This window comes from Rubidibacter lacunae KORDI 51-2 (genome assembly GCF_000473895.1).
Taxonomy (GTDB): Bacteria; Cyanobacteriota; Cyanobacteriia; order Cyanobacteriales; family Rubidibacteraceae; genus Rubidibacter; species Rubidibacter lacunae.
Map to the genome: position 1 here is coordinate 15,540 of NZ_ASSJ01000047.1, position 25,489 is coordinate 41,028.

General features: G+C 55.1%; 23 protein-coding genes. 13 read left to right on the forward strand and 10 right to left on the reverse strand.

What is annotated here, in order from left to right:
• Positions 1 to 459: 459 nt before the first annotated feature.
• Positions 460 to 3,327: an ATP-dependent chaperone ClpB gene (gene clpB / locus KR51_RS07950; protein ID WP_022606590.1), complete on the forward strand. Its 2,868-nt coding sequence runs from the start codon at positions 460 to 462 to the stop codon at positions 3,325 to 3,327.
• A 66-nt stretch (positions 3,328 to 3,393) separates the two neighbouring features.
• Here clpB and KR51_RS07955 read toward each other — a convergent pair whose 3' ends face one another.
• Positions 3,394 to 3,864, reverse strand: coding sequence for a GNAT family N-acetyltransferase (locus tag KR51_RS07955; RefSeq protein WP_051358128.1), 471 nt, complete (start codon positions 3,862 to 3,864; stop codon positions 3,394 to 3,396).
• 1 nt (position 3,865) lies between these two features.
• On the opposite strand from KR51_RS07955, the gene purE reads away from it, so the two are divergent.
• Positions 3,866 to 4,399, forward strand: a complete 534-nt coding sequence (gene purE, locus KR51_RS07960; protein WP_198016729.1) for a 5-(carboxyamino)imidazole ribonucleotide mutase — start codon at positions 3,866 to 3,868, stop codon at positions 4,397 to 4,399.
• Here the strand turns inward: purE and KR51_RS07965 are convergent.
• Positions 4,396 to 5,550 (reverse strand): CBS domain-containing protein, encoded by a 1,155-nt coding sequence (locus tag KR51_RS07965; protein WP_022606593.1) that lies wholly within the window; start codon positions 5,548 to 5,550, stop codon positions 4,396 to 4,398. The two genes, purE and KR51_RS07965, sit on opposite strands and share 4 nt — an antisense overlap.
• A gap of 667 nt (positions 5,551 to 6,217) precedes the next feature.
• Between KR51_RS07965 and pstA the strand changes: the two genes are divergently transcribed.
• Together pstA and pstB are read left to right on the forward strand one after the other, a co-directional pair.
• Positions 6,218 to 8,167: a phosphate ABC transporter permease PstA gene (gene pstA, locus KR51_RS07970; protein WP_022606594.1), complete on the forward strand. Its 1,950-nt coding sequence runs from the start codon at positions 6,218 to 6,220 to the stop codon at positions 8,165 to 8,167.
• A 93-nt stretch (positions 8,168 to 8,260) separates the two neighbouring features.
• The gene (gene pstB / locus KR51_RS07975; protein WP_022606595.1) at positions 8,261 to 9,085 is read left to right on the forward strand and encodes a phosphate ABC transporter ATP-binding protein PstB; all 825 of its coding nucleotides are present in this window, start codon (positions 8,261 to 8,263) and stop codon (positions 9,083 to 9,085) included.
• Between the two features lie 211 nt (positions 9,086 to 9,296).
• Here the strand turns inward: pstB and KR51_RS07980 are convergent, their stop codons facing one another.
• Positions 9,297 to 10,265 (reverse strand): NAD-dependent epimerase/dehydratase family protein, encoded by a 969-nt coding sequence (locus KR51_RS07980; protein ID WP_022606596.1) that lies wholly within the window; start codon positions 10,263 to 10,265, stop codon positions 9,297 to 9,299.
• Between KR51_RS07980 and KR51_RS20625 the strand changes: the two genes are divergently transcribed.
• From KR51_RS20625 to lepB, 3 genes are all read left to right on the forward strand, one after another.
• Positions 10,264 to 10,524 (forward strand): hypothetical protein, encoded by a 261-nt coding sequence (locus tag KR51_RS20625; protein ID WP_232214569.1) that lies wholly within the window; start codon positions 10,264 to 10,266, stop codon positions 10,522 to 10,524. The genes KR51_RS07980 and KR51_RS20625 overlap by 2 nt on opposite strands.
• On the forward strand, positions 10,521 to 11,027 hold the full coding sequence (locus KR51_RS07990; RefSeq protein ID WP_022606597.1) for a peptidylprolyl isomerase: 507 nt from the start codon (positions 10,521 to 10,523) through the stop codon (positions 11,025 to 11,027). Before KR51_RS20625 ends, KR51_RS07990 begins: the two co-directional genes overlap by 4 nt.
• 367 nt (positions 11,028 to 11,394) lie before the next feature.
• The gene (lepB, locus tag KR51_RS07995) at positions 11,395 to 12,042 is read left to right on the forward strand and encodes a signal peptidase I (protein ID WP_022606598.1); all 648 of its coding nucleotides are present in this window, start codon (positions 11,395 to 11,397) and stop codon (positions 12,040 to 12,042) included.
• A gap of 230 nt (positions 12,043 to 12,272) precedes the next feature.
• On the opposite strand, the gene KR51_RS08000 is transcribed toward lepB, so the two are convergent.
• On the reverse strand, positions 12,273 to 12,464 hold the full coding sequence (locus tag KR51_RS08000; protein WP_022606599.1) for a DUF2949 domain-containing protein: 192 nt from the start codon (positions 12,462 to 12,464) through the stop codon (positions 12,273 to 12,275).
• Positions 12,465 to 13,178: 714 nt separating this feature from the next.
• Between KR51_RS08000 and KR51_RS08010 the strand changes: the two genes are divergently transcribed.
• On the forward strand, positions 13,179 to 13,388 hold the full coding sequence (locus KR51_RS08010; protein WP_022606601.1) for a DUF2839 domain-containing protein: 210 nt from the start codon (positions 13,179 to 13,181) through the stop codon (positions 13,386 to 13,388).
• Between the two features lie 133 nt (positions 13,389 to 13,521).
• Here KR51_RS08010 and KR51_RS08015 read toward each other — a convergent pair whose 3' ends face one another.
• Both KR51_RS08015 and KR51_RS08020 read right to left on the reverse strand, forming a co-directional pair.
• On the reverse strand, positions 13,522 to 13,863 hold the full coding sequence (locus tag KR51_RS08015) for an MgPME-cyclase complex family protein (protein ID WP_022606603.1): 342 nt from the start codon (positions 13,861 to 13,863) through the stop codon (positions 13,522 to 13,524).
• 323 nt (positions 13,864 to 14,186) lie between these two features.
• Positions 14,187 to 14,933, reverse strand: coding sequence for a pyridoxine 5'-phosphate synthase (locus tag KR51_RS08020; protein ID WP_022606605.1), 747 nt, complete (start codon positions 14,931 to 14,933; stop codon positions 14,187 to 14,189).
• Positions 14,934 to 16,870: 1,937 nt separating this feature from the next.
• Here KR51_RS08020 and KR51_RS08025 point away from each other — a divergent pair.
• Positions 16,871 to 17,527, forward strand: a complete 657-nt coding sequence (locus tag KR51_RS08025) for a hypothetical protein (RefSeq protein ID WP_022606613.1) — start codon at positions 16,871 to 16,873, stop codon at positions 17,525 to 17,527.
• Positions 17,528 to 17,643: 116 nt separating this feature from the next.
• On the forward strand, positions 17,644 to 17,865 hold the full coding sequence (locus KR51_RS19500) for a hypothetical protein (RefSeq protein ID WP_156915029.1): 222 nt from the start codon (positions 17,644 to 17,646) through the stop codon (positions 17,863 to 17,865).
• 322 nt (positions 17,866 to 18,187) lie between these two features.
• On the opposite strand, the gene KR51_RS17460 is transcribed toward KR51_RS19500, so the two are convergent.
• The 3 genes from KR51_RS17460 to KR51_RS18225 form a co-directional block, all read right to left on the reverse strand.
• Positions 18,188 to 18,787 (reverse strand): hypothetical protein, encoded by a 600-nt coding sequence (locus KR51_RS17460; protein WP_022606614.1) that lies wholly within the window; start codon positions 18,785 to 18,787, stop codon positions 18,188 to 18,190.
• A 769-nt stretch (positions 18,788 to 19,556) separates the two neighbouring features.
• Positions 19,557 to 19,838: a HigA family addiction module antitoxin gene (locus tag KR51_RS08040; protein ID WP_022606616.1), complete on the reverse strand. Its 282-nt coding sequence runs from the start codon at positions 19,836 to 19,838 to the stop codon at positions 19,557 to 19,559.
• Between the two features lie 5 nt (positions 19,839 to 19,843).
• The gene (locus tag KR51_RS18225; protein WP_232214570.1) at positions 19,844 to 20,119 is read right to left on the reverse strand and encodes a type II toxin-antitoxin system RelE/ParE family toxin; all 276 of its coding nucleotides are present in this window, start codon (positions 20,117 to 20,119) and stop codon (positions 19,844 to 19,846) included.
• Positions 20,120 to 20,282: 163 nt separating this feature from the next.
• Here KR51_RS18225 and KR51_RS08045 point away from each other — a divergent pair, with 163 nt between their 5' ends.
• On the forward strand, positions 20,283 to 22,484 hold the full coding sequence (locus KR51_RS08045; protein ID WP_022606618.1) for a transglycosylase SLT domain-containing protein: 2,202 nt from the start codon (positions 20,283 to 20,285) through the stop codon (positions 22,482 to 22,484).
• Between the two features lie 141 nt (positions 22,485 to 22,625).
• On the opposite strand, the gene cmoB is transcribed toward KR51_RS08045, so the two are convergent.
• On the reverse strand, positions 22,626 to 23,612 hold the full coding sequence (gene cmoB / locus KR51_RS08050) for a tRNA 5-methoxyuridine(34)/uridine 5-oxyacetic acid(34) synthase CmoB (protein ID WP_022606620.1): 987 nt from the start codon (positions 23,610 to 23,612) through the stop codon (positions 22,626 to 22,628).
• 58 nt (positions 23,613 to 23,670) lie between these two features.
• Between cmoB and KR51_RS08055 the strand changes: the two genes are divergently transcribed.
• Together KR51_RS08055 and trhO are read left to right on the forward strand one after the other, a co-directional pair.
• Complete coding sequence (locus tag KR51_RS08055) at positions 23,671 to 24,417, forward strand: methyltransferase domain-containing protein (RefSeq protein WP_022606622.1); 747 nt, start codon at positions 23,671 to 23,673, stop codon at positions 24,415 to 24,417.
• Between the two features lie 22 nt (positions 24,418 to 24,439).
• Positions 24,440 to 25,465, forward strand: coding sequence for an oxygen-dependent tRNA uridine(34) hydroxylase TrhO (gene trhO, locus KR51_RS08060; protein ID WP_022606624.1), 1,026 nt, complete (start codon positions 24,440 to 24,442; stop codon positions 25,463 to 25,465).
• The last annotated feature ends 24 nt before the right edge of the window (positions 25,466 to 25,489 follow it).

Consider the following 25,489-nt stretch of genomic DNA (forward strand, 5'->3'; position numbering starts at 1 on the left):
AGCATCGCCCATCTTTTTGAAGTTGGCGCTATTTGATTTTTGACAAGTCACTTAGAAACTCGAATATTTAAGCTTCCGCAAGTACGCTCTGTGACGACTTTTTTTGATATTTCCTAGCCAACAAGTAATACCTCCTGACTGGGAAGCACCTTTAAGATGTTCCATAACATTCCTTCCCCCTACGGAAGACTATTGAACCTCTTTTGCTTGGTAGCAATACCCAACAGCAGTACCTAGACATCTAGGCACCGTTTCTTCTTCGAGGTTTCGTTCAGCAGTAGGACTCCGGCTTGACTATGTCTGGGACTCAGCGCGGTTCCCTCGGCAATGCCTCCCGTGCCAAGCTTCACTATGAAAAGGGCAACGTGCAAGGGCAATGCGATCGCCTCGACTCACGACAATCGGTTACCTGGAGATAGATTCGGTATACTGACGAGTTGAACTGCAGCCGAGCGCGCCATGCAACCAACCGACCCCGATCGCTTTAGCGATCGCGCCTGGGAAGCGATTGTTGATTCGCAGGAGATCGCCCGTCGCTACCACCATCAAAACCTCGAAGTCGAACACGTTGCGCTATCGCTGCTCGCTCGGGAAGGCTCGGTATGTCGCGTGCTCGAGGCACGCAATGCGGATGTGGCGGAGCTGAAGCGGCAACTCGAAACCTTTGCCAATCGACAGCCGCCGTCGGCGCGTACCGAACAACTTTACCTCGGGCGCGGTTTGGATGCCTTGCTCGATCGCGCCGAAGCTTCACGCGAGAGCTGGCAAGACGAAACGATTTCGGTGGAACACCTTTTCTTGGGGTTCGCCGAGGACGAACGCATCGGCCGGCGCTTGCTGCGCGGGTTCCGCCTCGACCCGCAGGACATCGAGGCAACGATCAAGGCTTTTCGCAATGCTCGCGAGGAAGTCCGCCAACAGGAAGAGGCTGCTGCCGGTAGCGGCGAGCGCGCAGCTGGGCGCTCGAGCAAGCGCGGCGCACCACCGGAAGCGGACCCGCTCGAACGCTTCGGGCGCGATCTGACCGCTGCGGCCCGCGAAGGCAAACTCGACCCGGTCATCGGTCGCGACGTGGAGATTCGGCGCACGATTCAGGTGCTGTCGCGGCGCTCGAAGAACAATCCCGTTCTCATTGGCGAGCCGGGTGTAGGCAAAACGGCGATCGCAGAGGGGTTGGCGCAGCGGATCGTGAACGGGGACGTACCGGAGTCGTTGAAGGACCGCCGTCTGATCGGCTTGGATATGGGCAGTCTGATCGCTGGGGCAAAGTATCGCGGCGAGTTTGAAGACCGTTTGCGCGGCGTGCTGCACGCCGTAACTCATTCGGACGGTCAAATCGTACTCTTTATCGACGAATTACAAACCGTGGTCGGCGCGGGCAATGCCCAAGGCACGATGGACGCCAGCAATATCCTCAAGCCGATGTTGGCACGCGGCGAACTTCGCTGCATCGGCGCGACCACGCTGGACGAATACCGCAAACATATTGAGAAAGATCCGGCTCTAGAACGCCGGTTTCAGCAGGTTTACATCAAGCAGCCGAGCGTGGAAGATGCGATTTCGATCCTACGCGGGCTCAAAGAACGCTATGAAGTTCACCACGGTGTCAAGATTACCGATTCGGCTCTTGTCGCCGCCGCCACGCTGTCCGATCGCTACATCACCGAGCGCTTCTTACCGGACAAAGCGATCGACCTCGTGGATGAGGCGGCGGCACAACTGAAGATGGAGATCACCTCCAAGCCCACCGAACTCGAGACAATCGACCGCCGCATCTTGCAACTACAGATGGAGATGCTGTCAATTAAGGGCGAAGCTGCCCGCACTGATGCGAGTTCGACCTTCTCGGCGCGGGAGCGATCGGAGCGTATCGAAGAAGAGATTGCCACATTGCAGGAACGGCAACAGGAACTTTCATCGCGCTGGCAGCACGAGAAGCAACTGATCGACGACATCAACGCCCTCAAAGAAGAGGAAGACCGCTTGCGCGTGCAGGTCGAACAAGCGGAGCGTGCTTACGACCTCGACACGGCTGCGGAGTTGAAGTACGGCCGCCTCGGCACGCTGCAGGAGGATCGCCAAGCCAAAGAGCAGCAACTACGGGACCTGCAAACCCAAGGTCGAGCGCTGCTGCGCGAAGAAGTAACAGAAGCCGACGTCGCCGACGTCGTCGCGAATTGGACGAACATTCCGGTCGCGCGCTTGATGGCCTCGGAGCGGCAGAAACTCCTCGAACTCGAAGGGCATTTGCACCAGCGCGTGATCGGTCAATCCGAAGCCGTTTCGGCAGTGTCCGCAGCGATCCGTCGCGCTCGCGCGGGGATGAAAGATCCCGGCCGTCCCATCGGCTCGTTTTTGTTCATGGGTCCGACTGGCGTCGGGAAAACCGAGCTGGCACGAGCGATCGCGCAATTTCTCTTTGACAGCGAAGAAGCGATGGTGCGCATCGATATGTCCGAGTACATGGAAAAGCACGCGGTATCGCGCTTGGTCGGTGCACCCCCGGGGTACGTCGGCTACGAAGAAGGCGGACAGCTTTCAGAGCAGGTTCGCCGCCGACCTTACTCGGTCGTGTTGCTCGATGAAGTAGAAAAAGCCCATCCGGACGTGTTCAATGTCCTTTTGCAGGTGCTCGATGACGGACGGATTACTGACTCCCAGGGTCGTACGATCGATTTCCGAAATACGATCGTGGTTATGACCAGCAACATCGGCGGGCGCGAAGTACTGAAAGTTGGCGATCGCGACGACAGTAACGGCAGCGAGAACGAGCTCGAAGATAGCGATCGCGACGCCGATCCAGATGCTAACTATGAAGAAATGCGCAAGCGAGTTTTGCAAGCACTTCGCAAGCATTTTCGCCCGGAATTTCTCAACCGCATCGACGATTTGATCATCTTCCACGCCCTACGCCGGGCTGAACTGCGCCGGATTGTGGATATTCAACTCCAGCGCATTCAAAAGTTGTTGAGCGATCAGAAGATCGCGATCGAACTCGGGGACGCGGCTAAGGATTTCATCGTCGCGGCCGGATACGATCCGATCTACGGCGCGCGACCGTTGAAGCGAGCAATTCAACGCGAATTAGAAAACCCGATTGCAACCAAGATCCTCGAAGGCGCGTTTGCCGAAGGCGACCGGATCGTTGTGGACTGTACCGACAGCCAACTTTTATTTGGCAAGCAAGATACCGCGATCGCGTCTACCGCAGGTGTTGCCCCGGAGGATGGTATCGTACCCCCTGAAGATGACGCGTCTCCTGAAGATGAAGAGCCAACTGACGCGGCAGCCGATGCCAGTGCAACGCGCGACCCACAAGCCGTCTGAGAAAAGCAATGCTGACACTACGCGCTCCTTAGGGCCGCGACCGGCAACGATCGCCGGACCGTCCGATCAATTTGGCTGCTCACACGTCTGCGATCGCACCAGAGTATGCAACGACAGTTGCGTTTCATGAAAGCCCCACTTCGCGTAGAACTCCACGAGTTCAGGTCGGCAGTCCAGTTGGATGCGCTCCACCGACTGTAGCTGCGGGCAGCTCACAATCGCTTCGACCAAACGGCGCCCGAGCCCTGAGCCGCGGCAAGACTTGGCAACGATGACATCGTAGACAGTCGCGCGGTAAACGTAGTCGGTCAGCACGCGTGCAAAGGCAACCAATCGCCCGGTCCGCGGCTCGCAAAACCCAAAAACTTCGTCTGAGTGGGCCAACATCCGGCAAATATCGTCCGGTTGTCGCCCCTGCGACCACCACTCGCGCTGATAAAGTTGGTACAACTCGTCAACTTGGGCGTCGCTCAACTGCGCGATCGCCGTAAAGTCTGCCGCCTGTCTCGACTCCCGAACAGCATCCTGAGAATCCATCGTGTCTGCTAGCACTCCACTAATCGGCATCATCATGGGCAGCGATTCGGACCTGCCCGTCATGCAAGCCGCGATCGCCATTTGCGAAGATTTCGACGTCCCTCATGAGATCGAAATTGTCTCTGCCCATCGTACGCCCGAGCGCATGGTCGATTATGCCAAAACCGCCACCGATCGGGGTTTGCGCGTCATCATCGCTGGCGCGGGGGGGGCAGCGCATCTGCCGGGTATGGTCGCCGCTCTGACGCCGCTGCCGGTTATCGGCGTACCCGTTCCCAGCCGCCATCTACAAGGCGTCGATTCCTTATATTCCATCGTGCAAATGCCCGCCGGCATTCCCGTTGCCACCGTTGCAATCGGTAACGCGAAAAATGCCGGATTGCTAGCCGTGCAGATTTTGGCTGCCGGCGATCGGGACCTCCTCGATCGCGTTCGGACCTACCGCCAGCAGCTTGCCGATACAGTCCTTGCCAAACAAGACCGCCTCGACGAACTCGGCTACCGAGAATACCTCGACCGACGCGATCGCTCTTAGGCCGCTGTCGTAGTCGGGCGGCGGCGCTCGCCGATAATGTTTTCCAGTTCGTCTAATGCACTCTGCGTTTCCTGCGATCGCTTGACGAGCGATTTCGCAACCGACTCGCTTTCGCGGGCAACGTTCATCAGCTCCAAGATTTGGAAGCGGAAACGGCTGGCGATCTGGTTGACCTGGTTGCTGGCTTCGAATGTCTGACTGCCGAGGCTGCCGATCTCGCGAGTGATGTGATTAAAGCCGGACAGGTGGCTGCTACTACCGTCGGGCTGCGAACGATTGACAATCAGAGCCGCCTGCATTGACAGGTGGCGCACTTGCTGACTGACCCGCTCGATAAGCTGGGTCGCTCCATTCACCGTCTCCAATTCGCCGCTCAGGGCACGACCGATTTCGAGGATGCGGTTCGTACTGCGACAGATGGCATCGACGCTCCGCATCATCTCGGCAAACGTCTGCTTGCCCTCTGAAGAAAGATGTTCGCCCACGCGTACGAAGCGCTCGTTGAGGTCGGTAATTTGATGAGTTTGCCGCGAAAGCTTGGCTCCTTGCAGCTCCAACATCTGGTTGCGGCGCTGTACCTCGAGCTGCTCGGTCTGCAGCTTGAGAGTGTACTCCTTCACTTTCGCTTGCTCTTGTTTGAGCCCATCAGCGTATTTGCGCGCCTCTTCTTTCTGGCGGTTGAGAGTCGTGTTGATCTGAGCGAAAATTTGCGACTGCGCGACCAACAACAAATGCATTTCCAATAAGCGCAGCGATCCATCCGGGTAGGTTACCGCAAGTGGCTCGTACAAAAGCTCAGGCGGTCGGGCGAGTGCCTGGCGAACGGCGCGATCGACGGCTGTGGTACTCGGCAATCGCAACCGATCTGCTTCCAAAACCTCCAGCAGTACCCGAATCGGACGGCGCAGATACAGCTCCAAGCTGTAAAGTTGGCTCATTTGCTCCAGGAACATACGCCGAGACACGACACCAACGACGCTGCCGTCGCAATCCACGACGATAACTCCGGGTAGATCGGGACGCTCGTGAAACTGCGTTGAAACCACCTCACCAAACACGTCTGCGGCAACCTGGCAGTCGTGTGATGGCAGATCGGCTATCGTCGAATTCGGATCGACATTCAGGCTAGATCGCTGATTCCGAGCAAACACTGTTGATATGCCAGAACGTTAAACAGCATCAAGCATAGTGCACGTGTATATACTTGGGGAAGCGCTTTGTGGTTAAGGTAAGGTTAATTCGAGCTCAAGGAGTCTGTAAGCATTGCAATATTCTGCAAGCATTGCAATGTGAATAGTATGAATTTTTGTTGGGCAACCCCGTAGCTCGTTTCAAGTCTGCTAGTGCTGTCGGACAGTATTCGCTTTTACCACGAACGAATTCCTGAGAATTTCTCTACAAGAACTCCTAACAAAGTCCGCTCAGCCTGCAAGAGTGATATCACGCAATTTTAATCGCAAAACATTACTATGGATGCTTGCGTGAAATATCTGCTCCTTGGACAGTGAGGGATTACTACACGCATTCATAAGGGCAGAAATTTACCCAGCGTTAACGCAGCGGTAACCTTTTCTTTGTTTGACAATACGAGTGACGGGGGTAAAATCCTGACACATTCCCCGTATATCGTACCTGTCAGCCTGCATGAAAGGCGGGCATGAACTGGCAACTAGGATTTACTCCTTTTGCAGTGTTGAGGTGGTTACAAGCGGGCGCGGAGAGCGGTCTCACCTAGAGGTAGGGTTTCCCTCCATCGCAGTGAGTCACCACGGATATGGGGAGACGGTTTTGCGGAGGCAACGGCAGGCGTAGGACGGTATGGAAGGCAAACTTGACGATGGAGTCGATGCAGCGCTATTAAGCGAGTCGCATTGGGAGCGAAGCCTCGGAGCGAGTTTACTGCAGGAACAGTGGCTGCGGCTCTTGTTGACTGTGCTCGCTTCGGTACCGATACTGATCGCTCTGTCGATCGTCATCACGCTGCTGTTCGAGTCGGTCTCATTTTTCGCGGACATACCGCTGTGGCACTTTTTGGTTGACACCGATTGGACGCCGCAGATGCAGGCTGGCAACGCCCAATACGGCATTATCGTATTAGTCACTGCTACGTTGATGGTGACGGTCATTGCTATGTTCGTAGCGATTCCCGTCGGCTTAATGGGGGCCATTTATCTGGCAGAGTATGCTGGAGCGAATGTGCGGCGATTTCTAAAACCAGCATTGGAATCGTTGAGCGGCGTACCCACGGTGATCTTCGGTTACTTCGCCTTGCTGTTCCTCACACCCTTATTTCGAAATACCATCTTTCCAGGTATTTCGGGATTCAATGCTTTAAGTGCGGGGATCGCAATCGGCATTTTGGTAGCCCCGACGATCTCGTCTTTAAGCGAAGAGGCATTGCGTAGGATTCCGAACGAGCTGCGTGCAGGTGCCCTAGCATTGGGCATGACCAAGAGCGAGTCGATCGTGCGCGTGCTGCTGCCGGGAGCGCTTCCAGGGGTGATGGCAGCGATCGCGCTGGCGTTGTCCTTGGCGTTAGGGGATACGATGATTGCGGCGATCGCAGCGGGTCAGCGTCCGGTGCTGACGCTCAATCCGTTTGTTCCAATCGAGACGATGACAGCATTTATTGTCTCGGTTAGCCTGGGCACGGTCGAGTTTGGCTCGATTGTCTTCAAGGCAATTTTTACGGTTGGGATGGTGTTGTTTGTAATAACCTTGGCGCTCAATCTGCTGAGCAGCTGGTTGACGCGCCGCGGTGAGGAGCGAGCAACTAGAATGCTGTTGCCGGCTCGGGAGCTGAAGAAGAGCAGTGACGTGGGGGCGGCGCAGCCGGGTCAATTGCTGACGGAACCACCGATGGCGGTGTCGAACCTTCCAAAGCTACAGTTTCCCGAACCAGCATCGCGGCGATTCTGGTTCGAGCGAGGGTTTCGCATGCTGGCGACGTTCGCGGCGTTCACCGGTATCGTAGTCCTGATGGTGCTATTTTTGGACTTGGTTGTGGCAGGATTTCCGCGCCTGAGTTGGGACTTCTTGACAAGTTTCTCGTCTCGGCGGCCGCTGGAATCGGGGATATACGCACCGCTGGTAGGCTCGCTGTGGATGCTGGCCATTGTCTTGGTATTAGTCGTACCAATTGGGGTCGGGACCGCAATTTATCTGGAAGAGTATTATCCAGATAACTTGATTAACCGCGCCATTTCCACCAGCATTGCTAACTTGGCAGCAGTACCGTCAATTATTTACGGTTTGCTGGGGTTGGAACTATTCGTGCGCGTGTTGCGCCCAATCACCGGCGGCTACAGCATTCTTTCCGCAGGGCTTACACTTTCTGTTATCGTGCTGCCGGTGACCATCATTGCCAGCCGCTCGGCACTGGCAGCCGTTCCCAAAAGCTTGCGGCGCGGGGGCTACGCGCTCGGGATGACGAAGGAACAAGTGTTACGCACGATCGCCGTGCCGACGGCACTGCCGGGCATTCTCACTGGGGTGATTCAATCGGTATCCCGAGCGTTGGGCGAGACGGCTGCGTTGGTAGCAGTTGGAGCCCTGGCGTCGATACGCTTTTTGCCATCGCTTTCTCTGGACGGGTTGCGCAGCCAATACACGGTATTGCCGGTACAGATTTTCTACTGGCTTCAGGAGTCCGATGAAGCCGTTCAGGCAAATGCGGCGGCGGCGACGATCGTGCTGGTGTCAATTGTGCTTGTCTTGAATGTAGGAGGCGTTCTGTTGCGCGATTATTCCTCCCGCCGCTTTACCTAATGACTCGTTTGCTCCCGCGTCGATCGCGTCCATCGCTGCTGGGCGATCTCGCCAACGCACTCGCAAATCCACCCACACGCAACAGGTCAGATCGTGCAATCTCCATCGACGTTCGCAGGTTCGAGCAGCTCCGGCAAAATCATTCTTAAAGCCGAAAATCTTTCAGTCTACTACGGTGGCACGCCGGCTTTACGGAATGTCACCCTACCGCTTTTACGCAACCACATCACGGGTTTGATCGGACCCTCTGGCTGCGGCAAGAGCACGTTACTGCGCTGCTTCAATCGCCTCAACGACCTAATTAAAGGCGCGCAAGTCAAAGGGCGCGTGTTCCTGGACGGACGGGATCTCTACGACGTGGGCGTGCATCCGGTAGAAATCCGGCGGCGCGTGGGCATGGTGTTCCAGCGACCGAATCCATTTCCGAAGTCAATTTATAACAATATTGCCGTCGGGTTACGCGTGAATGGTTTTCGCGGCGACATCGACGGGCTCGTGGAACAATCGCTGCGACAGGTAGGACTGTGGAATGAGGTTAAGGACAACCTGCGCAAAAACGCACTGTCGCTGTCGGGGGGTCAGCAGCAGCGGTTGTGTATCGCCCGTGCGATCGCCTTGCAGCCGGAGGTGATTTTGATGGACGAACCGTGTTCGGCTCTGGACCCAATTTCCACCGCGCGCATCGAAGAGCTTTTGCGGGAGCTGAAGCAAAAATACACGATCGCGATCGTTACCCACAACCTCAAGCAAGCATCGTTGGTGTCGGATCGAGTGGCCTTCTTTGACGCGGTTATTGGCGAAGGTGGAAACCGCGTCGGCCGCCTAGTGGAATACGATCGCACAGAAGTGATTTTTCAGCGACCGAATAACCCGGCAACGCGAGATTATGTAACGGGTCGCCGCCTGCAAGCCCTCTAGGCGAGGAAGGCTTAGGTCCAATCCTTATCCAAATTCCGGGAACTCTTGTTAGGACTAGCGCAATCGAATCGATGCGCGCTGGAATTGATGAGTAGTCCGTGCACAAGTTGCATTCGGGCACTGGCTTTTGGAGCGGACGGTTTGCTGCATGAGGTCCGATGAAAGGAACTGGCTGTCGACCCGCCATCTACCCCAGTCCGAATCTCGGACGTTACGACACGACGGACGACTTGCCAAGGTAAAGCGCTTGTACCCACTCCCATTCGCGGGCGAGTCCATCGGCTAGGGACACCTGGGGTTGATAGCCTAGCAGTTGCTTAGCTTTGGTGACGTCAGCACTAGTATGGCGGGCGTCCCCCATCGCACGGTCCTGGTAAGTGCGGCGTATCGAGTGCTCGACGATCGCTTCCATCGTGTCGAGGACGTCGTTAAGGACGACACGGGACCCGCCACCAATATTGAACACTTGTCCGATCGCCTCGGGCACTGCGGCAGCGGCAAGATTAGCCGCGATCGCATCGCTCACGAAGGTGAAGTCGCGGGTTTGCTGACCGTCCCCGTAAATCGGGATAGCCTCTTCGGCGATCGCGGCCTTGAAGAACTTGTGGAAAGCCATATCCGGGCGCTGGCGTGGACCGTAGACCGTGAAGTAGCGCAAGGCAGTGACGGGCACGTCGAAGTTGCGTTGGTAGAGCCAGCACATGCGCTCGGCAGCCAGCTTGGTGATGCCGTAGGGGGAGACGGGCTGCGGGCAGATTGTTTCGGGGGTCGGCATGGTCTCGGCATTACCGTACACCGATGACGTCGATGCGTAAACCAAGCGCTGCAGTGATGAAGTCTTGGCTGCCTCAAGGATGACCTGGGTGGCATTAATATTGCGTTCGGTGTAGTCGCGGAAGCCTTGTCCCCAACTAGCGCGAACTCCAGCTTGGGCGGCCTGATGGAAAACCACCGAAACGCCAGTGAGGAGTGCCGGCCAGTCGAGGTGCTGGATATCGCCCTCGATCGACTCAAAATTAGGGTTGTCGGCAAACGCGGCAACGTTTCTGCGTTTGAGTGCCGGATCGTAGTAGTTGTTAAATTGATCGATGCCGATGACGCGATCTCCACGCGCAAGCAGCGCCTCGACAAGGTGCGATCCAATAAAGCCTGCGGCTCCAGTGACGATGTGCGTTGCCATGAATTCCTCAAGCGCGATTCGGCTCTCGTTAGTTTACCCCAGACAGGATCGCGACTCTTGCTGCTCTCAGGCGGCGCATGGAGAGCAGCTACTATCCGCACTGAAGGCTGCAAGCCCCACTGTACCAAAGCAATACGTTAGGCTGAGGGCGATCGCGACTGGGCTGCCCGGTCGCGCTGGCGTCGCGCTCGTTCGCACGTTAAATTTGCACGATGACACATCGACCTGCACGGTCGATACCTGGGAGGAAATTCCGTGAGCGAAAAGCTGGTTGCGGCAATCGAAACGAATAAAGGAACGATACGCCTCGAATTGTTTCCCGACAAGGCGCCCGTAACGGTGGCGAATTTTGTCAATTTGAGCAAACGCGGGTACTACAACGGATTGAAATTTCATCGCGTCATCCCCGACTTTATGATTCAGGGTGGTTGTCCCAACGGTGACGGTCGTGGCGGCCCCGGCTATCGCTTTGAAGACGAATTCGATCCGGAACTGCGACACGATCGCCCAGGTGTTTTGTCAATGGCAAATGCCGGTCCCCGCACCAACGGCAGCCAGTTTTTTATCACTCACGTCCCGACACCGTGGCTAGACGGAAAGCACTCGGTTTTCGGTACAGTGGAAAGCAGTGCCGACCAGGATATCGTCAATGCGATCGCCGGCGGTGACAAGATTGCTAGCATCAAAATCGAAGGGGACGCGACTGAGCTCGAAGCCCAATGTGCGGACCGCATAGCCGAGTGGAACGCCAAACTCGGTTAAGCCAGGAATAAGATTGTTAGTAGTCTTGTGACTCGAGATGCGAAGCGAGTGACAATCGGTTGATACTTGCTTCGCAAATAGCAAGGTTTGGACAATGAGTAAACCGGCTACTTGTATGTCCGGCTCATTTCGCGAAAAAGTTCCTGTGGATTGTTCGCACCCGGCAATACCGTCAGTCCTAGAGTGTTGCTAAAGCGGGGCGAGCGATTCTTCCCCTTCATAAGTCTAGGATCGACGGTGGTTACAGCGCCTTCGAGTAAGGGAAGCACGCCACCTGTCGTTATCGGCGAATAAGTCGCCGAAATGCGAGGTTGCTACAATCCTACAAGAGTTTGCGCGTGGAGCACGGCTCCCTACCTTCACAAGCATGGTGCAAAAATCCGAGCACGTCGAGCCAGTCGACTCTCTAGAGGAAGGCGATCGCGTCGAGCAGCCGCCAGAAAGCTTCTGGACCGAACTGTTGCGGACCCTCGGCATAGCAGTCGTTTTGGCGATGGGTATTCGTACTTTTATTGCCGAAGCCCGCTGGATTCCTTCGGAATCAATGATTCCGACCCTGGAGGTCAACGATCGCTTAATCGTTGAGAAAGTTGGCTACTACTTCCACGAACCCGATCGCGGTGACGTAGTAGTTTTTCAACCCACTGATGCCCTCAAACGCAACAACTACCGTGAAGCGTTTATCAAACGCATCATCGGGCTACCAGGCGAGGAAGTAGTCGTGCGCAACGGTCGAGTCTTCGTCAACGGCGAGGCGCTCTCGGAGGACTACATCGAAGAAGCACCGCTATACACCTATGGACCGAAGAGCGTTCCAGAAGGTCAGTATTTCGTTCTCGGCGACAACCGCAATGCCAGTTACGACTCCCATGCGTGGGGCTTCGTCCCGCGGGAAAACATCATCGGCCGCGCGGCCGTGCGCTTCTGGCCCCTGGGTCGTCTCGGCGGTCTCGAAAGCAGCGGTAACCGCCCGTTGCTCAACGACGATTCTTTGCAACCGACAGCCGGCCGGTAGTTTCCCCAGCTACCGGTTTTTCCGTTGATATACCAGTATATTTTCAAATCGATCTCGGTCCATCAGTCGGTCCATCAAAAAGAAAGCGAGTCGATACCGACTCGCTTTCTTTTTGGCTTGGGTAGTTTTGGCGAATACGAACAACTGCAACTAGCAAGCTGTATTGCTGCAAACATATCGCGACTATCTCCTCATCCAACTCCTCGAACCCGAATCGTTAGCAAACGCGCCTACGCTCGCTCGAGCCAATCGTAAATTCGGTCGAGTTGGTCGAGTGTGACAAGACCATACTGCCACAGGATCATTGGTAAGGGGCCCGGGTTAAGTCGCACATGCCGTTCGGCCGTAGCAATTGCGTCGTCAGGAATGGCCAACTCATCCTGTAAAAAGCGCAAGAAGCGCTCGTACGTGAGTGGGGACATCTGGAAAATCACCTCCTGGGAATGGCGTTAATCGTGGTTTTTGACTGAGAAAGGCTTTTCTGGAATTCCAATGAACACCAGCCGAACTATGGATAAAGTTAATTAAGTCCGGCAGCCGACACCGAGCGTTAACAACATTAAGAAAATGTAACGGTTGCGAACCCAAGTAAGCCTCTCCCGCTTGGAAGAACGCTCGCGAGGGCGCGTAGTTACCTATCGGTAGGAGTAGATCGAATATGCCGAACCGATGCTTAGGGAGCATCAAGTACCGAACTAAGCGATCTCAAGCACATTATCTTAACGGAACGATCTTAAACAGACACTGCTGCAGCCAGAGCTTACTAAAGCCTCAGAAACAGAGTTGTCAAGCGCGGTTCGTAACTATAGCACGTCGACCTGAGCTTCTGCAACCAAGACAATGGCTTTTTTGTAAGTAAAGTGATTATAACCACAAAGTCGGGGATCGCGATCCCCGGCAACACGATCGCAAACATTCGAGCTCGAGACCGTAAGTGCGGACTTTTTCTCGCTTGCCTGGCTTGGATGGTAAAGCGGGCAATTGAGGGGTACCACCTTGCAAATAGGCGATTCAATTCCTGCAGTTTGTTGCGAGCGCTGCCTGCGATGAAAAAGCGCGCGATAGGATCGAGCCGTCCCGATCGCACCAACTTGGGACATCAGACTTGAATTGCTGTCGGTAAAGGGGAGGTTCCCATGGGTGAGGCGAAGCGCCGCAAGGCTCAACTCGGAGAGGAGTACGGTCGCGAGAAGACGATGTTCTTCGGGCTGACAAAGGCACAGACCCAGCAGCTCAATAAATGGGTTACGCGCGCTACGTGGGCGGGAATCGTGGCAATGGTGACGTTATGGCTGACGGTTCGCTTCATCGGACCTGCATTTGGCTGGTGGGAGCTAGCCGGCTGAGGAAGCTGAGTGTGGGACGCGCTCCCGGACTGCGGAAATCGTAGTCCAGATGTGTGATGCTCGCGTTGGGTTGGGAACATGGGAGCAGGTTCTGCACCTGCAACACTCTCACCGTGCAGGACTACCTGGCAATCTATGCAACGGATTCGAGCGAGGCGATCGCGTCGGGGATCGCAGCGCATGGGGCAACGAAGCTGCCGGCGATCACGTACTCCAACCGAAGCTTCAGCCAGTTCGCAAAGTCGAGGTCGGTCGTCACGATTGCGACGGGTGGCTCTGGACACCGAGCTTTAGCATCGGCAAATTCTGGTGCCTCAAGAAAGGCCGGTTGCTTGACCGGCCAGAAATCGATGTCCTTCCCATGTTCTTCGTAATAGCGGTAGCGTTCCTCCAGCACTTCCTCGAAAGGCTCTTCTTCAAAAAGGAAACGCTGGCTGGTCAGGACGAAATGATAAGTGGTGGGCTCTGCAGTCATGGGTTGTATTTGAAATTGCTGACAAGCAATTGAAATCTGCGATCGATGGTTGCGCGACTGTATCGTTGCACGACTTTGCCGACGCCTGCGCCGCTCAGTTGGTGAGTAGTCTACAGACTGGTGGGTAGTCTGCAGCCGCATTTTAACCCCGATGGTTGCGGAGACAAGCAGTCGCTGCGTCGCACACGGGGCGCGCTCGCACTCGATGGCAATCGTAGGCCATCTGACCCGAACCTGCTGCGCGAACTCGTTACGATCGATTGTAAAGTTTAAAACCTATTCCCGGCCGCCGCTCGCCGTTGCAGCGAGGCTGCTGCCGGGACCTAGAACTCGCCGCGCATGGCAAGCTTCATTTCTCGGATGGCGCGATCGAGCCCGACCAGAACCGCGCGGCTGATGATGCTGTGCCCGATGTTGAGCTCTTCCATGCCAGGAAGTTCGGCAACGGGGAGGACGTTCCAGTAAGTCAGCCCGTGACCGGCGTTGACGCGCAATCCACCAGCGATCGCTCGCTCGCTGGCGGCGGCAAGGACGGCTAGTTCGCGCTGGCTCTCGCTATCTCCTCGAGCCTCGGCGTATTTGCCAGTATGCAACTCGATGAAGGCCGCTCCGGTGTTGGCGGCAGCGTCGATTTGCGTTGAGTCGGCGTCGATAAACCAGCTCACAGGAATGCTGGCATTCTTAAGAGTCTCGACGATCTGTCTCATACGCGGCAGCGCGCCGGCCACGTCAAGACCGCCCTCGGTAGTGACTTCTTCGCGGCGCTCGGGGACGATCGTGACGTAGTCGGGACGAATGTCGAGGGCGATCGCTACCATCTCGTCAGTAGGAGCCATCTCCAGGTTCAGGTGCGTGCGGACCGTTTGTCGCAGCAATTTTACGTCGCGGTCCTGGATGTGGCGGCGGTCTTCGCGCAGATGAACCGTGATGCCGTCAGCTCCGGCGAGCTCGGCGATCGCAGCAGCACCGACTGGATCGGGTTCGACGGTGCGGCGTGCTTGCCGGATGGTGGCAACGTGGTCGATATTGACACCGAGGGTAAGTCGGCGAGGAAGCAAAGCGTCTGTCATACGGTAGGGTCGGGGTCGCGCGGGGCGTTCCTATATTCTGTGAATTTTTTCTAGGGCAACGCCTATTGCAGTTGCATCTGGTGTTTAACAGTCCGATTTTACCAAGCAACCCGTAGGACTTCTGGCGAGATGGAGATTGCTTTAGTGGTGCAAAGCAATCTGGATAACAGAACACCTTAAGCCATGCATACCGTCACTAGCGGTTTTCTGAAGTGAGACTCCGAGCACTGAGAGCATATCTCCGCCACCCCACTTCTTTACTGCCAACTCTTCACGTAGTTCAACAGCACTGCTGCTAAAAAAACCGAGCTACCTCGTTACCTTGGCTGGATGGTTTTAGGTCTCATCGGCTACGAAAACCTGAGCCTTACAGTTGGGAAGCTGACATTCGCAGTCGCGCTAACCAGGCTCAGAACAGACAGCGACACTGGGAGCGCTTCTTGATTAATCCAAACATTCACTTGCAAGCTCTATGTAACCCTGTTGCTTGGAGTGCTGCACTATGGGCAAGGTCGGCGTCTTTCCCAGAGCAGGAGATGACTGTGTTTTGCAATCGGTTCTTCGTAGCGCACCTCTCTGAGGTCTGCTTTAGGCAACCCGTTCCGTTGTCGTGGAAACTGCTCGAGCTCAACAGTCCTGTTGTTGCTTTTCCGGCTTATCGCGGCTAGCTGCCCCTTGCCGCGGGCTTTCTGACCTCCTTCTACCCGGACGTCTTGCTGACAAACGACCGGGGCTTCGCCAACCAAGAAATGTTGCACTGGATGCAGCAAAGCACTTGGCATTATTGCCTGCGATTACCCACCGAAGTGACCATCCCAGGTCCAGACCGATATCCCAATGATGTGCAGCAGCTTTGACCCGGGAAAGGTGAGGCCAATATGCTGAAGCATCTTCGTCTAGTGAGCCAAGGCATTTACCACAGTCAGCTCATCCCAGCCAGCGTACCCGGCGCCAGCGAACCCTAAGCGGTCATTTCGTAAGAATCTTCCTCTTTGCAGACCTTTGAACAATACAGTCTGCGCTTTGCAGTGGAGGACCTATTTCTCGACAGAATATCTGGGCTTTACAGCTGGTGGGTGTGCATCTGCGGCCGGTCCGTGCGCAAAGCATTTGTATTTCGGGGTTGCCGTCGCGCTGCTGTGGTCCACCTGCCAGGGTTTACCCGTGGACAGGGTGGATTATGTTGTCAGGTGACCCGCTTGATGTCGGGGTTTGAGCTACCTGAAAATTGGCATAGCTTGGTAGCAAGGAGTCGTGGCGTATGGACGCCAATTGCTTAAAGCTTAAACGGTTTCAGCAGTTGAGCCGGAACCCTGCTTTACTGCGAAGAATGCTCGAGCCAAACATGACAATCGACTCTTTTTTTTCGCATGCGCTCTCTGCGCTTCCATGCATGACTGATGCAATTTTCAGAGATAAGGTTTTCAGCAAGGCACTGCCGCGTTGCCCCAACTCGCGACACCATTGCAAAATGTGGTTGTGGTATTGCAAAATGTGGTTGTGGCAAAGACTTTTAGCTCAGCAACAAACTACCGATTTCGCAGTGTTTGAATGCGCTAGCTTCCTGAAATATCCGTAGTTTTACTCGGCGCTGATGGTGAAACGCGACTGCTTTTCGAGAGCTGTTTCGGCCATGACCTGGTTTTCGAGCAAGAGATCGGTGGCAGGCTTAGGCATGGGGGTTTTCTCCTGAAGTTACCTGACGTCAAACCATGCTATTTGCGAAAGTGTCTGACTAGAACCAGCTTCACACAGAGTGCTTGCGCGATCGCCTTGACTATCAAGTTGGTTCGAGTCACCCGAGAAGCCGGACAACGCCTTGAAATTTTTTATATTTCTTAGTAGTACCCCCCTTATATATAGATTTTACGGATTTGCCCATGCTATTCTAATGAAAAGTTAAACCTTCTCAAATGATTTGATTAGGAGAAAAATCCGTGCCATCTTGTATCCTAAGACTTGAAAAAGTAAAAATCCATAAGAAGTTCGAACCGTTGCCATTTGACAAAGCAGAGGTGAAATTTTATAGTTTCGTAGCGGATGAGAGCCTGTCCATTCCTGAATTAGATGTTCTTTTGGCTTCTACCGATCCAAGCACAGTCCGCGCACAAATCAAAGATGTCTCGAAGGCTATCCTCGATCGCTGGGAAAGCGTGTTAATTGAAAATGTCAAGAAAAATCACGTCTTTACTTTTGGCGATACAGGTAAGGTGATTTATCGTTCGACGACGATTCCCGAGTCTTTGGATTGGTTGATGTTGGTTGTAGAGATCGATCGCGATATTCAAAACTTGAGCGATCGTATTGACGAGATATTGCCCGAAGCAAGCGCTGACAAATTGGCTGAAAACCTTGCTCCCCTTGCTGAACTAGAAGCTTTACCTCAACTTGATGCAGCCAGAGCGATTTCCAAATTCCTCTTGCGATCGGTCACTACTTTTATGAAGAATAATAAGAACGATCAAATCGGTCTCATTGAACAATCCTTTGTAAGGAAGTTTGATTATCCAGATGGTCGCCGCGAAGGTGACGAAATCCAAGACTTGACTGGAAACATGTGGTACACGTACAAGCTGTTTGCAGATGCAGATTGAAATGCTCCTGGATTTTCAACGTGCCTTTAACAATCTCGTGAATTGACATTGAAGGGGAGGTCTCGAAAAGGTTACCCACTCAACTGAAAGTAAAGGTAAACTATAGTGATCTTCTGTTGATAGAAGAAGTAGGTCTCGAAAAGCTTTCAACATCCAGAGCAGCGCTTCTGGGTCTACAACTGGAGCGATCGCTGCGGCGCGCGCTGGGTCACGCGCAGTCGTTAGGTGCCGCGCGATTGACAAATGTCGTGCGGCGGGCGATCGCACAGGGTCAGCCGGCGGCGGCGATCGCTTGGACTCATTCCCTTAGGAGTCCGCGCTGCCGTTTGTATCAGTAGAATTCGGATATTCTTTCCAGTCTAAGCTCTTGACATCTGACCAATCCTCTTGCACCAAGGGGTACGGCTTTTGTCAGTGACATTCTTGGCTGGCTCTGCCTAGCCTGGATTATTCATGAACTCTTATGCGGAGACCCTTAACCTTTTGCAGTGCAATGCTTGCAGTCTTCTTCGCTCAATGACAACGCGTTTCTACACACGTAGATTGGAGACTAGTCAGAGCAAGGGTTTGAGGCTTCGTCAATATCTTCGTGAATAATCCAGGCTAGAGGATTCAGCGAGATGGGCTGGGTGCCCTCAGAGGATAGGACCTGCCGCTAGCTTAGTTGGAAGTCAGCCTTCGTATTCTTTTCTCGTTGAATGCAGCAACAATCTCTGGCCGCACAACCGTGGTCTTAAGTGTGAAATCTGGAATTGGGTTTGGCGCTTTGCCCATTTCTGGAAATTCCCTTAAAGCCGCGTATGTAATGATATTGGCGATTAAAAACTCGGCATCACTTCGCCAGTCACCGTCCAGTAGCTCTACGCTGGACGGCGTGGGTTCCACGGTGTTGAGATTAACCTTGTCAGCTTTGCCAGCAACACCGAACACTGAGCCAGCTATAGCTATAATCTTCCCAGCTGTTTCAAACCAGTCCGATAGTGTATCGATGCTCGACTTTACGTTGATTTCGAGGTCAGACACATCCCCGGTAGCACTCACTTTACATTTATAGAAAAGCTGATCGTCAGGGCGAAACCGTAGCCGATGTGAAATGTGATGTCCGTCAGTCCCATCAACGATCAGTCCACTGCTAGTTTTCGTAATGCGAGCCTTCTTGACGTTGAAGTCATGACCGTTTTTTGTCCATTCCACATCCTTGAGCTCCGGACCATCGAGCGCTGCTTTCAGCGCTTTTCTGAAATTGTTTTGGATAATCATGTGCAACTCCGGCGGGCTGCTTGCCCTGCTAAAAGTTAATTCCTGAGCGATTTTTAGTAGAACCCAGACAGTAATGATGGGTTTTCCAGGGTGTCCCTGAAGCTATTCAGGTCTTTCAATGCCTGGGTGTCCTACCTGCCAAGCTCGACGAGGATACGTCAAATCACAATCTGTCAAAATTGATGTGCTCCTGTCATGAAAAACGTGAGTAACTTCATTACGTTAGTGCTCCTATTCGATGTGTGTCGTACGCCTGCGCAGTGGCATTTTCTGAGTCACTCGAGAGGGTGCGCTCCCAGCTACCCCTCCCGTTGTCCTCTCCCTGAGGAGCAGCCATTTGATACTTAGGGTTTGCTGAAAAAGTCCAAAAAACGAATTTAAGGGGGCAGAGAGCTTATGAAAGCAGGCTTTTACCATCTAGCCCCAGGTTTTTCCCTGGGATTCTCGGCCCAAGTGCAAGGGTTTTGGTGCTCTGGTGCCTGTAACCTTGCACTTTTCTGGGATAGAAAACGCTGAGATCTTTTCATTGCTGTCATTCCAGCCTTTTTCAGCAAGCCCTACTTATGCTTCCATAACGAACTCCCGCCCCAGTTTGTGAAAGATCGCTTGCCTGTTTTCTTCTAAGAAACCCCAAGCGCGAGAGATCTCCTGGCGTTTAGCAAAGAGCCAGAGCGATCGCGACAAACCAACTGCTCTTTCGCGGGCGGGGGTCGCCGTTGGTCCATCCAGCGCAGATCGAACAAGGCGAGCGTTCGAGTACATTTACAGGTTAGGCAACGTATAACCGCCCGATCTCAATGTTGCAAATTGCCTGCTCTGCATACCAAAGATCGTATTGCATTTGCTGGTTGAGCCAGCTCTCAGGAGTTGTATCAAAAGCTTTGCTTAACCGAATAGCCATTTCAGGGCTAATACCTGCTCTCCCATTCAAAATAGCGGATAGAGTCTTACGACTTACCCCTAACGCTTCAGCAGCCTCAGTTACAGTCAAATTCAATGGTTCGAGGCAAAGCTCCTTTAGAACTTCACCAGGATGTGGTGGATTATGCATTTTGTTCAGTGGTAATCCTCAAGATCGACATTGCACGCATCAACCCCGCCAAAGCTAAACGAAATACGCCAACTCCCAGATACCCTCACAGACCAAGTTCCTTTGCGTTGCCCAGTTAGAACATAAAGTACCAGTCCAGGCAAATTCATGACTTGCGGAGAAGTTGCTGCACTTAGGCGAGCTAAGATTATACGAATTTGTTTTGCATGCGTAGCCTGAATGCCTCGGGGTGTCCCTGATTCATAGAATCCCTGTAGTCCCCCGATGCTTAAAACTCGCAATCATATATAAATTTTAACCTGTAACGTTTCAGGTTACACACTCCTTCAAGGTAGCGATCGCGCATTCTCGACGATACGTTTTTCTGCATCAGGCGATCGGTTGCTTGAACTTACATTCGGGCTGGGAAGTCTGGCTAAAGTAGAGTGCGAATTGGTTGGGTAAATGGCATTGCGTGAGATCGTGAAGCAGCAGTCTCAGCGGCAGAGGCAACACCACCCCGCAAACCGCTGGTGCATCGGAACGGGCATCGTCCTCGCGACGCTCCTCAGCATTTTGGCATGTGGCGAGCGTGGAACCCGCCAAGAAACCGGTAGTTCCGTCAAGCCCGCTCGCGAAACCGTCCTACCGTTAGAACCGGAACAATCGTTAATCTCGGTAGTTTTACCCCAAGACTTGGCCTCGCCAGATAACCTAGCTGCTGCTGGCGATCGCCTCAGCGACGGCCGCATTCGCTACCGCCTGGCCGTTGAAGCGATCGCGCGCGGCGACGGCGACACCGCCCTCGTTTATCTCGACCAACTCGCAACCGACTACCCAGAACTCGCCGACTACGCAAGACTTCAGCGGGCGATCGCCCTCAATCTAACTGGCGATCGCGCGCGCGCAAGGGCGTTACTGGTGGCGATGGTCCGCGCTCCGGATACCCCCGTCCTAGCCGAAGCCTTCTATCAGCTCGGACGGCTCGGCGACGAGACCGCCCACGACAAACTGCTCGCGCGCTTTCCCCACTCCCCCCGCGCGATCGCTATCGCCCGCGAACGGTTGAGCGCAGAGCCCAATTCCTTTCAATTGCAGTTGTTGCTCGCTACCTACGACCCCGCTGCAGCCGACGTCGCCGCGATTCGCGATCGCTTAGCCCGCGACTTCGCCGAGCGCTTGATGCCCGCTGACTGGGAAGCAATCGCTGACGGGTACTGGGCACGCTGGCAGTACGGTCAAGCTGGCAATGCCTACCCCAATGCACCGACGACACCGCGCAATCTCTATCGCGCCGCCCGCGGCAAACACATTGCCGGGCAAACCACTGCTGCGATCGCCGCGTATCAACGCCTGTTTGCCGAATTCCCAACCGCCGAGATTACCGGCTTCGGACGCCGACGCTACGCGCTGTTGTTGCCGGTCGGTGAGGCGATCGCCCAACTCGACCTTGCCATCGCCGAATTTCCCAAGGAAGCACCCGCAGCCCTGCGCCAGAAAGCCGATTTGCTTGACAATGCGGGCGATACTGCTAGGGCCGATGTGCTCCGCGATCGCCTTCTTAGCGACTATCCCGAGTCCGATGCTGCGGCTGAGCTGCGCTGGGAGCGCGCGCAACAACATTGGCAAAGCGGCGACCTCGCCAATGCCCAGCTCCAGGCTCAAGCGATCTTCGACATCAATTTCGATAACTCAATTGCACCCAAAGCCGGCTATTGGTTTGGCAAGTGGAGCGCGCAGCGCGGCGATCGCGATCGTGCCCGGTGGGCTTTCGAAACCGTTCTCGCGCGGTATCCTGAGTCCTATTATGCTTGGCGCTCGGCCGTTCAGCTCGGCTGGGATGTAGGCACCTTCGAAACCCTCCGCGCCCGCATTCCCGAGATCGTGAAACCCGACGAGCACCTGTTACCGCCAGCCGGGTCGATTGAAGTCCAAGAACTGTATCGCCTCGGGTTCGTTGAAGACGCTTGGCGGCATTGGAAAACTGCCACGGGCGATCGCGCGGACCTCTCGGTCAGCGAACAATTCACCGACGGCATGCTCGACCTCGCCGTCGGCAACTACCTGCGCGGAATCCAACAAGTCGGCGACCTCCGCGATCGAGACGAACCCGGCGATCGCGACCAGTGGCAATTACTCCGCGCCCATCCCGGCTACTGGCACGTACTGTTCCCGTTTCCCTACGAAATACCGGTCCGCACTTGGTCGAAAACGCGCCAGCTTAATCCGCTGCTCGTCCTCGGACTGATCCGTCAGGAGTCGGCTTTTGAAGCCGATATTGCTTCATCTGCCGGGGCACAGGGCTTGATGCAAATCATCCCCAGCACCGGGAAGTGGGTTGCCGACAAAATCGATCTCAAGACCTATTCATTGAGCGATCCCGAAGACAACATCCGTCTCGGCACGTGGTATTTGCGCTACACGCACCGGGAATACGACGATCGCTCGGTGCTCGCTGTCGCCAGCTACAATGCCGGACCGGGGAATGTCGCGAAGTGGGTGCGGCGCTATGGGTACAACGATCCCGATGTCTTCGTCGAGAACATTCCGTTCTCCGAAACCAAAGGTTACGTTGAATCGGTGTTGGGGAACTATTGGAACTACCTACGCCTGTACGATCCGACAGTCGCCCAAAAGCTCGCTCGACACCGCAATAGCGAGTTATAGCGGGAAGTCAACCGCAATTGCAGTGCGGGTGCAGCGTGCCATAGCGCCATTCAGGCAACCTTGGGCTGACGCCGGTTTCGGTAAACCGAGAGATGTTGTATTTCGATCGCGCGCGTTGTGTTTGGAGCAAGCCTGCCGCATTTAGGGCAGGCGAGCGATCGCGATCGCTCGTATGGGAGCGGGATACCCTTCAACGGTTTTCCTTGCATCGCGCGGGTCGAGAAAATCTGCCAGCGAATGAAAGGTCATCCATTCAGTTTGGCGCTGTTCCTCAGTTGTCGTTGGGGTGATGTTGATAATACGAGCATCGACAAAATTGCTCTGTCGTAACCAAGTCAATAACAGCTTGCACGACGGAATTGCCCATACGTTCCGCATTTGGGCGTAGCGTTTCTCCGGCACGAGTAAGTCCCCGAACTGCTCGTCAACGATCAGCGTTTCTAACACCAACTCGCCACCAGAGCGCAGCGCCCCATGGAGTTCTCGCAAGTGCTCGAGGGGCGATCGCCGATGGTAGAGCACGCCCATCGAAAAAACCGTGTCGAAGGCATGGAGCTCGGGCGCGATCGCCTCGACGCCCAGCGGCAACACGAACGCATCCTGCTCGGTCAGATAGCGCCGCACGGCCGCGTGCTGCATTGCAAACAGCGGCGACGGATCCACGCCAACAACAAACGCCGCTCCCGCCCCCAGCATGCGCCAAGCGTAGTAACCGTTCCCACACCCCACATCGAGGACGCGGCGACCGGCAAGGGGCGAGATCGTGCCGGCCAGTCGGTTCCATTTCCAGTCCGAACGCCATTCAGCGTCGATGTGGATGCCGAAGAGATCGAACGGGCCTTTGCGCCACGGATGTAGTTCGTGCAATCCCCTGGCGAGCGCTTGCATCGAAGCAGGGTCGGCATCTGCCGCGCGCCCGACGCGCACGCCCGTGCGAAGATCCATCGCGCTCGGCCGGATATCGGGCAAATTCGCAACGGTTGCATCCCAGTTTGCCAAGCGTCCGTGGCGCTCCAGTTGCAGTGCGGCCCAAGTCTGTTGGGGCAAGGTTTCTAGCCACGGTCGTGCGGGCGTTGCTAGCAGCAATTCGTAGAGGCGATCGTAGTTAAGGAACGGCGCTGCTAGCATGAGAACGGTCGGTTAAACGATCGCGTAACGGCACGGTTCGCGCGGGAGGAAATTGGAATTGACGTCCGATTTGGCACCAGAATCGGCCTCAAAATTCGCCGATGTTGGCGATTGCATCGAAGCGGCAAATGCCAGCTGGTCCTTTGGTAATGTCAGCGGAGATCGCTTCGATCGACACGTCCAAAATTCTATCCCGCTGTATGCGATCGGCCACGAATTAGTCGAGGCGATTTCCGACTTTTTCCTGACCGACGACTCTCGACTTTACGACCTCGGCTGTTCGACAGGCGCGCTCCTCGAATCGCTCGCGCGGCGTCACGCCACCAAGCGCATTCGCCTCATCGGCATCGATGCTGAGCCCGACATGATCGACTGCGCGCGATCGCGCTGTCACGCTTTTCCCAACATCGAACTCCGTCACGAGAACCTCATCGACAGCGACTTAGAGGCAGCAGACTTGATCGTTGCCTACTACACGCTCCAGTTCGTGCGTCCGAAGCACCGACAAGCATTGTTCGATCGCATTTATTCTGCATTAAATTGGGGCGGCAGCTTTTTACTTTTTGAAAAAGTGCGCGCTCCCGACGCCCGGTTCCAGGACATGATGACGTCAATTTACACCGACTTCAAGCGCGATCGCGGCTATTCCAGCGATGCCATCCTAGCTAAAGCGCGCAGCCTCAAAGGCGTACTCGAACCGTTCTCGACTGCAGGCAATCTCGGCTTGCTTCAGCGCGCGGGCTTCGTGGATATTACGACAGTGATGAAGTACGTTTGCTTTGAGGGATTTCTAGCCATTAAGTAGACAATTAGCAACCGACGGGCAAATGACCGCCATCGATCCCGGCAAAGATACCCCCCATCCCGCCAACGCTTCTAAGCGAGCGCGCGGCAACATCGTCATAGCGGCTTTTTATAAGTTCGTGCGGTTGTCTGGCTGCGATGAGGTGCGATCGCGTCTGCTCGACTTCTGCAAACTTCAACAGCTCAAAGGCACAATCCTGCTAGCCTCCGAAGGCATTAACGGCACGGTTGCCGGCTCGTCCGAGGCGATCGCCGGGCTCCAAGAATTTTTGCAAACTGATGAGCGCTTTGCCGAGATTGCCTTCAAACTCAGCTACGCGGACGAGACGCCCTTTCGCCGCTTGTACGTGCGCGTGCGAGCGGAAATTGTCACCCTCGGTCTGTCCGACGTCGATCCGCTGCAACTGACCGGTACGCGCGTTGCCCCTGAAGAGTGGAATACGTTGCTTGACGATCCGGAGACACTCGCGATCGACACGCGCAATCAATTCGAATACGAGGTGGGGACATTTGCCGGTGCGATCTCGCCGCAAACCGATGCCTTTCACGAATTCCCTCAATTCGTGCGCGATCGCCTCGATCCACAAAAACATCGCAAAATTGCCATGTTCTGCACGGGCGGCATCCGCTGTGAAAAAGCCAGCGCCTATCTGCTTCAACAAGGTTTTGCGGCCGTCTATCAACTCGATGGCGGCATTCTACGCTATTTGGAAGTCACCGAACCAGAACAGTCGCGCTGGGACGGCGAATGCTTCGTATTCGACACGCGCGTCAGCGTCGATTGCGACCTCAATCCCGGCAGCTACGAACAGTGCTTTGCCTGTCGCCGACCGCTGTCGGACGCCGAACGCCAGTCGGACAAATACCAACCGGGACTTGCCTGCCCGCATTGTTATGACGAGCTCACCCCCGAGCAGCGAGCGAGCTTCCTCGAACGCCGCCGTCAGGTAGAGCTGGCCGCACAACGCGATCGCGACCACGTTGGTGCGGATATGTCCGAGCGCAAAGCCGAAAAACAACAGCAGAAGGCATCCGAGCGCCAGCGTTGACCCGGCGATCGCGCCCCCGATGCT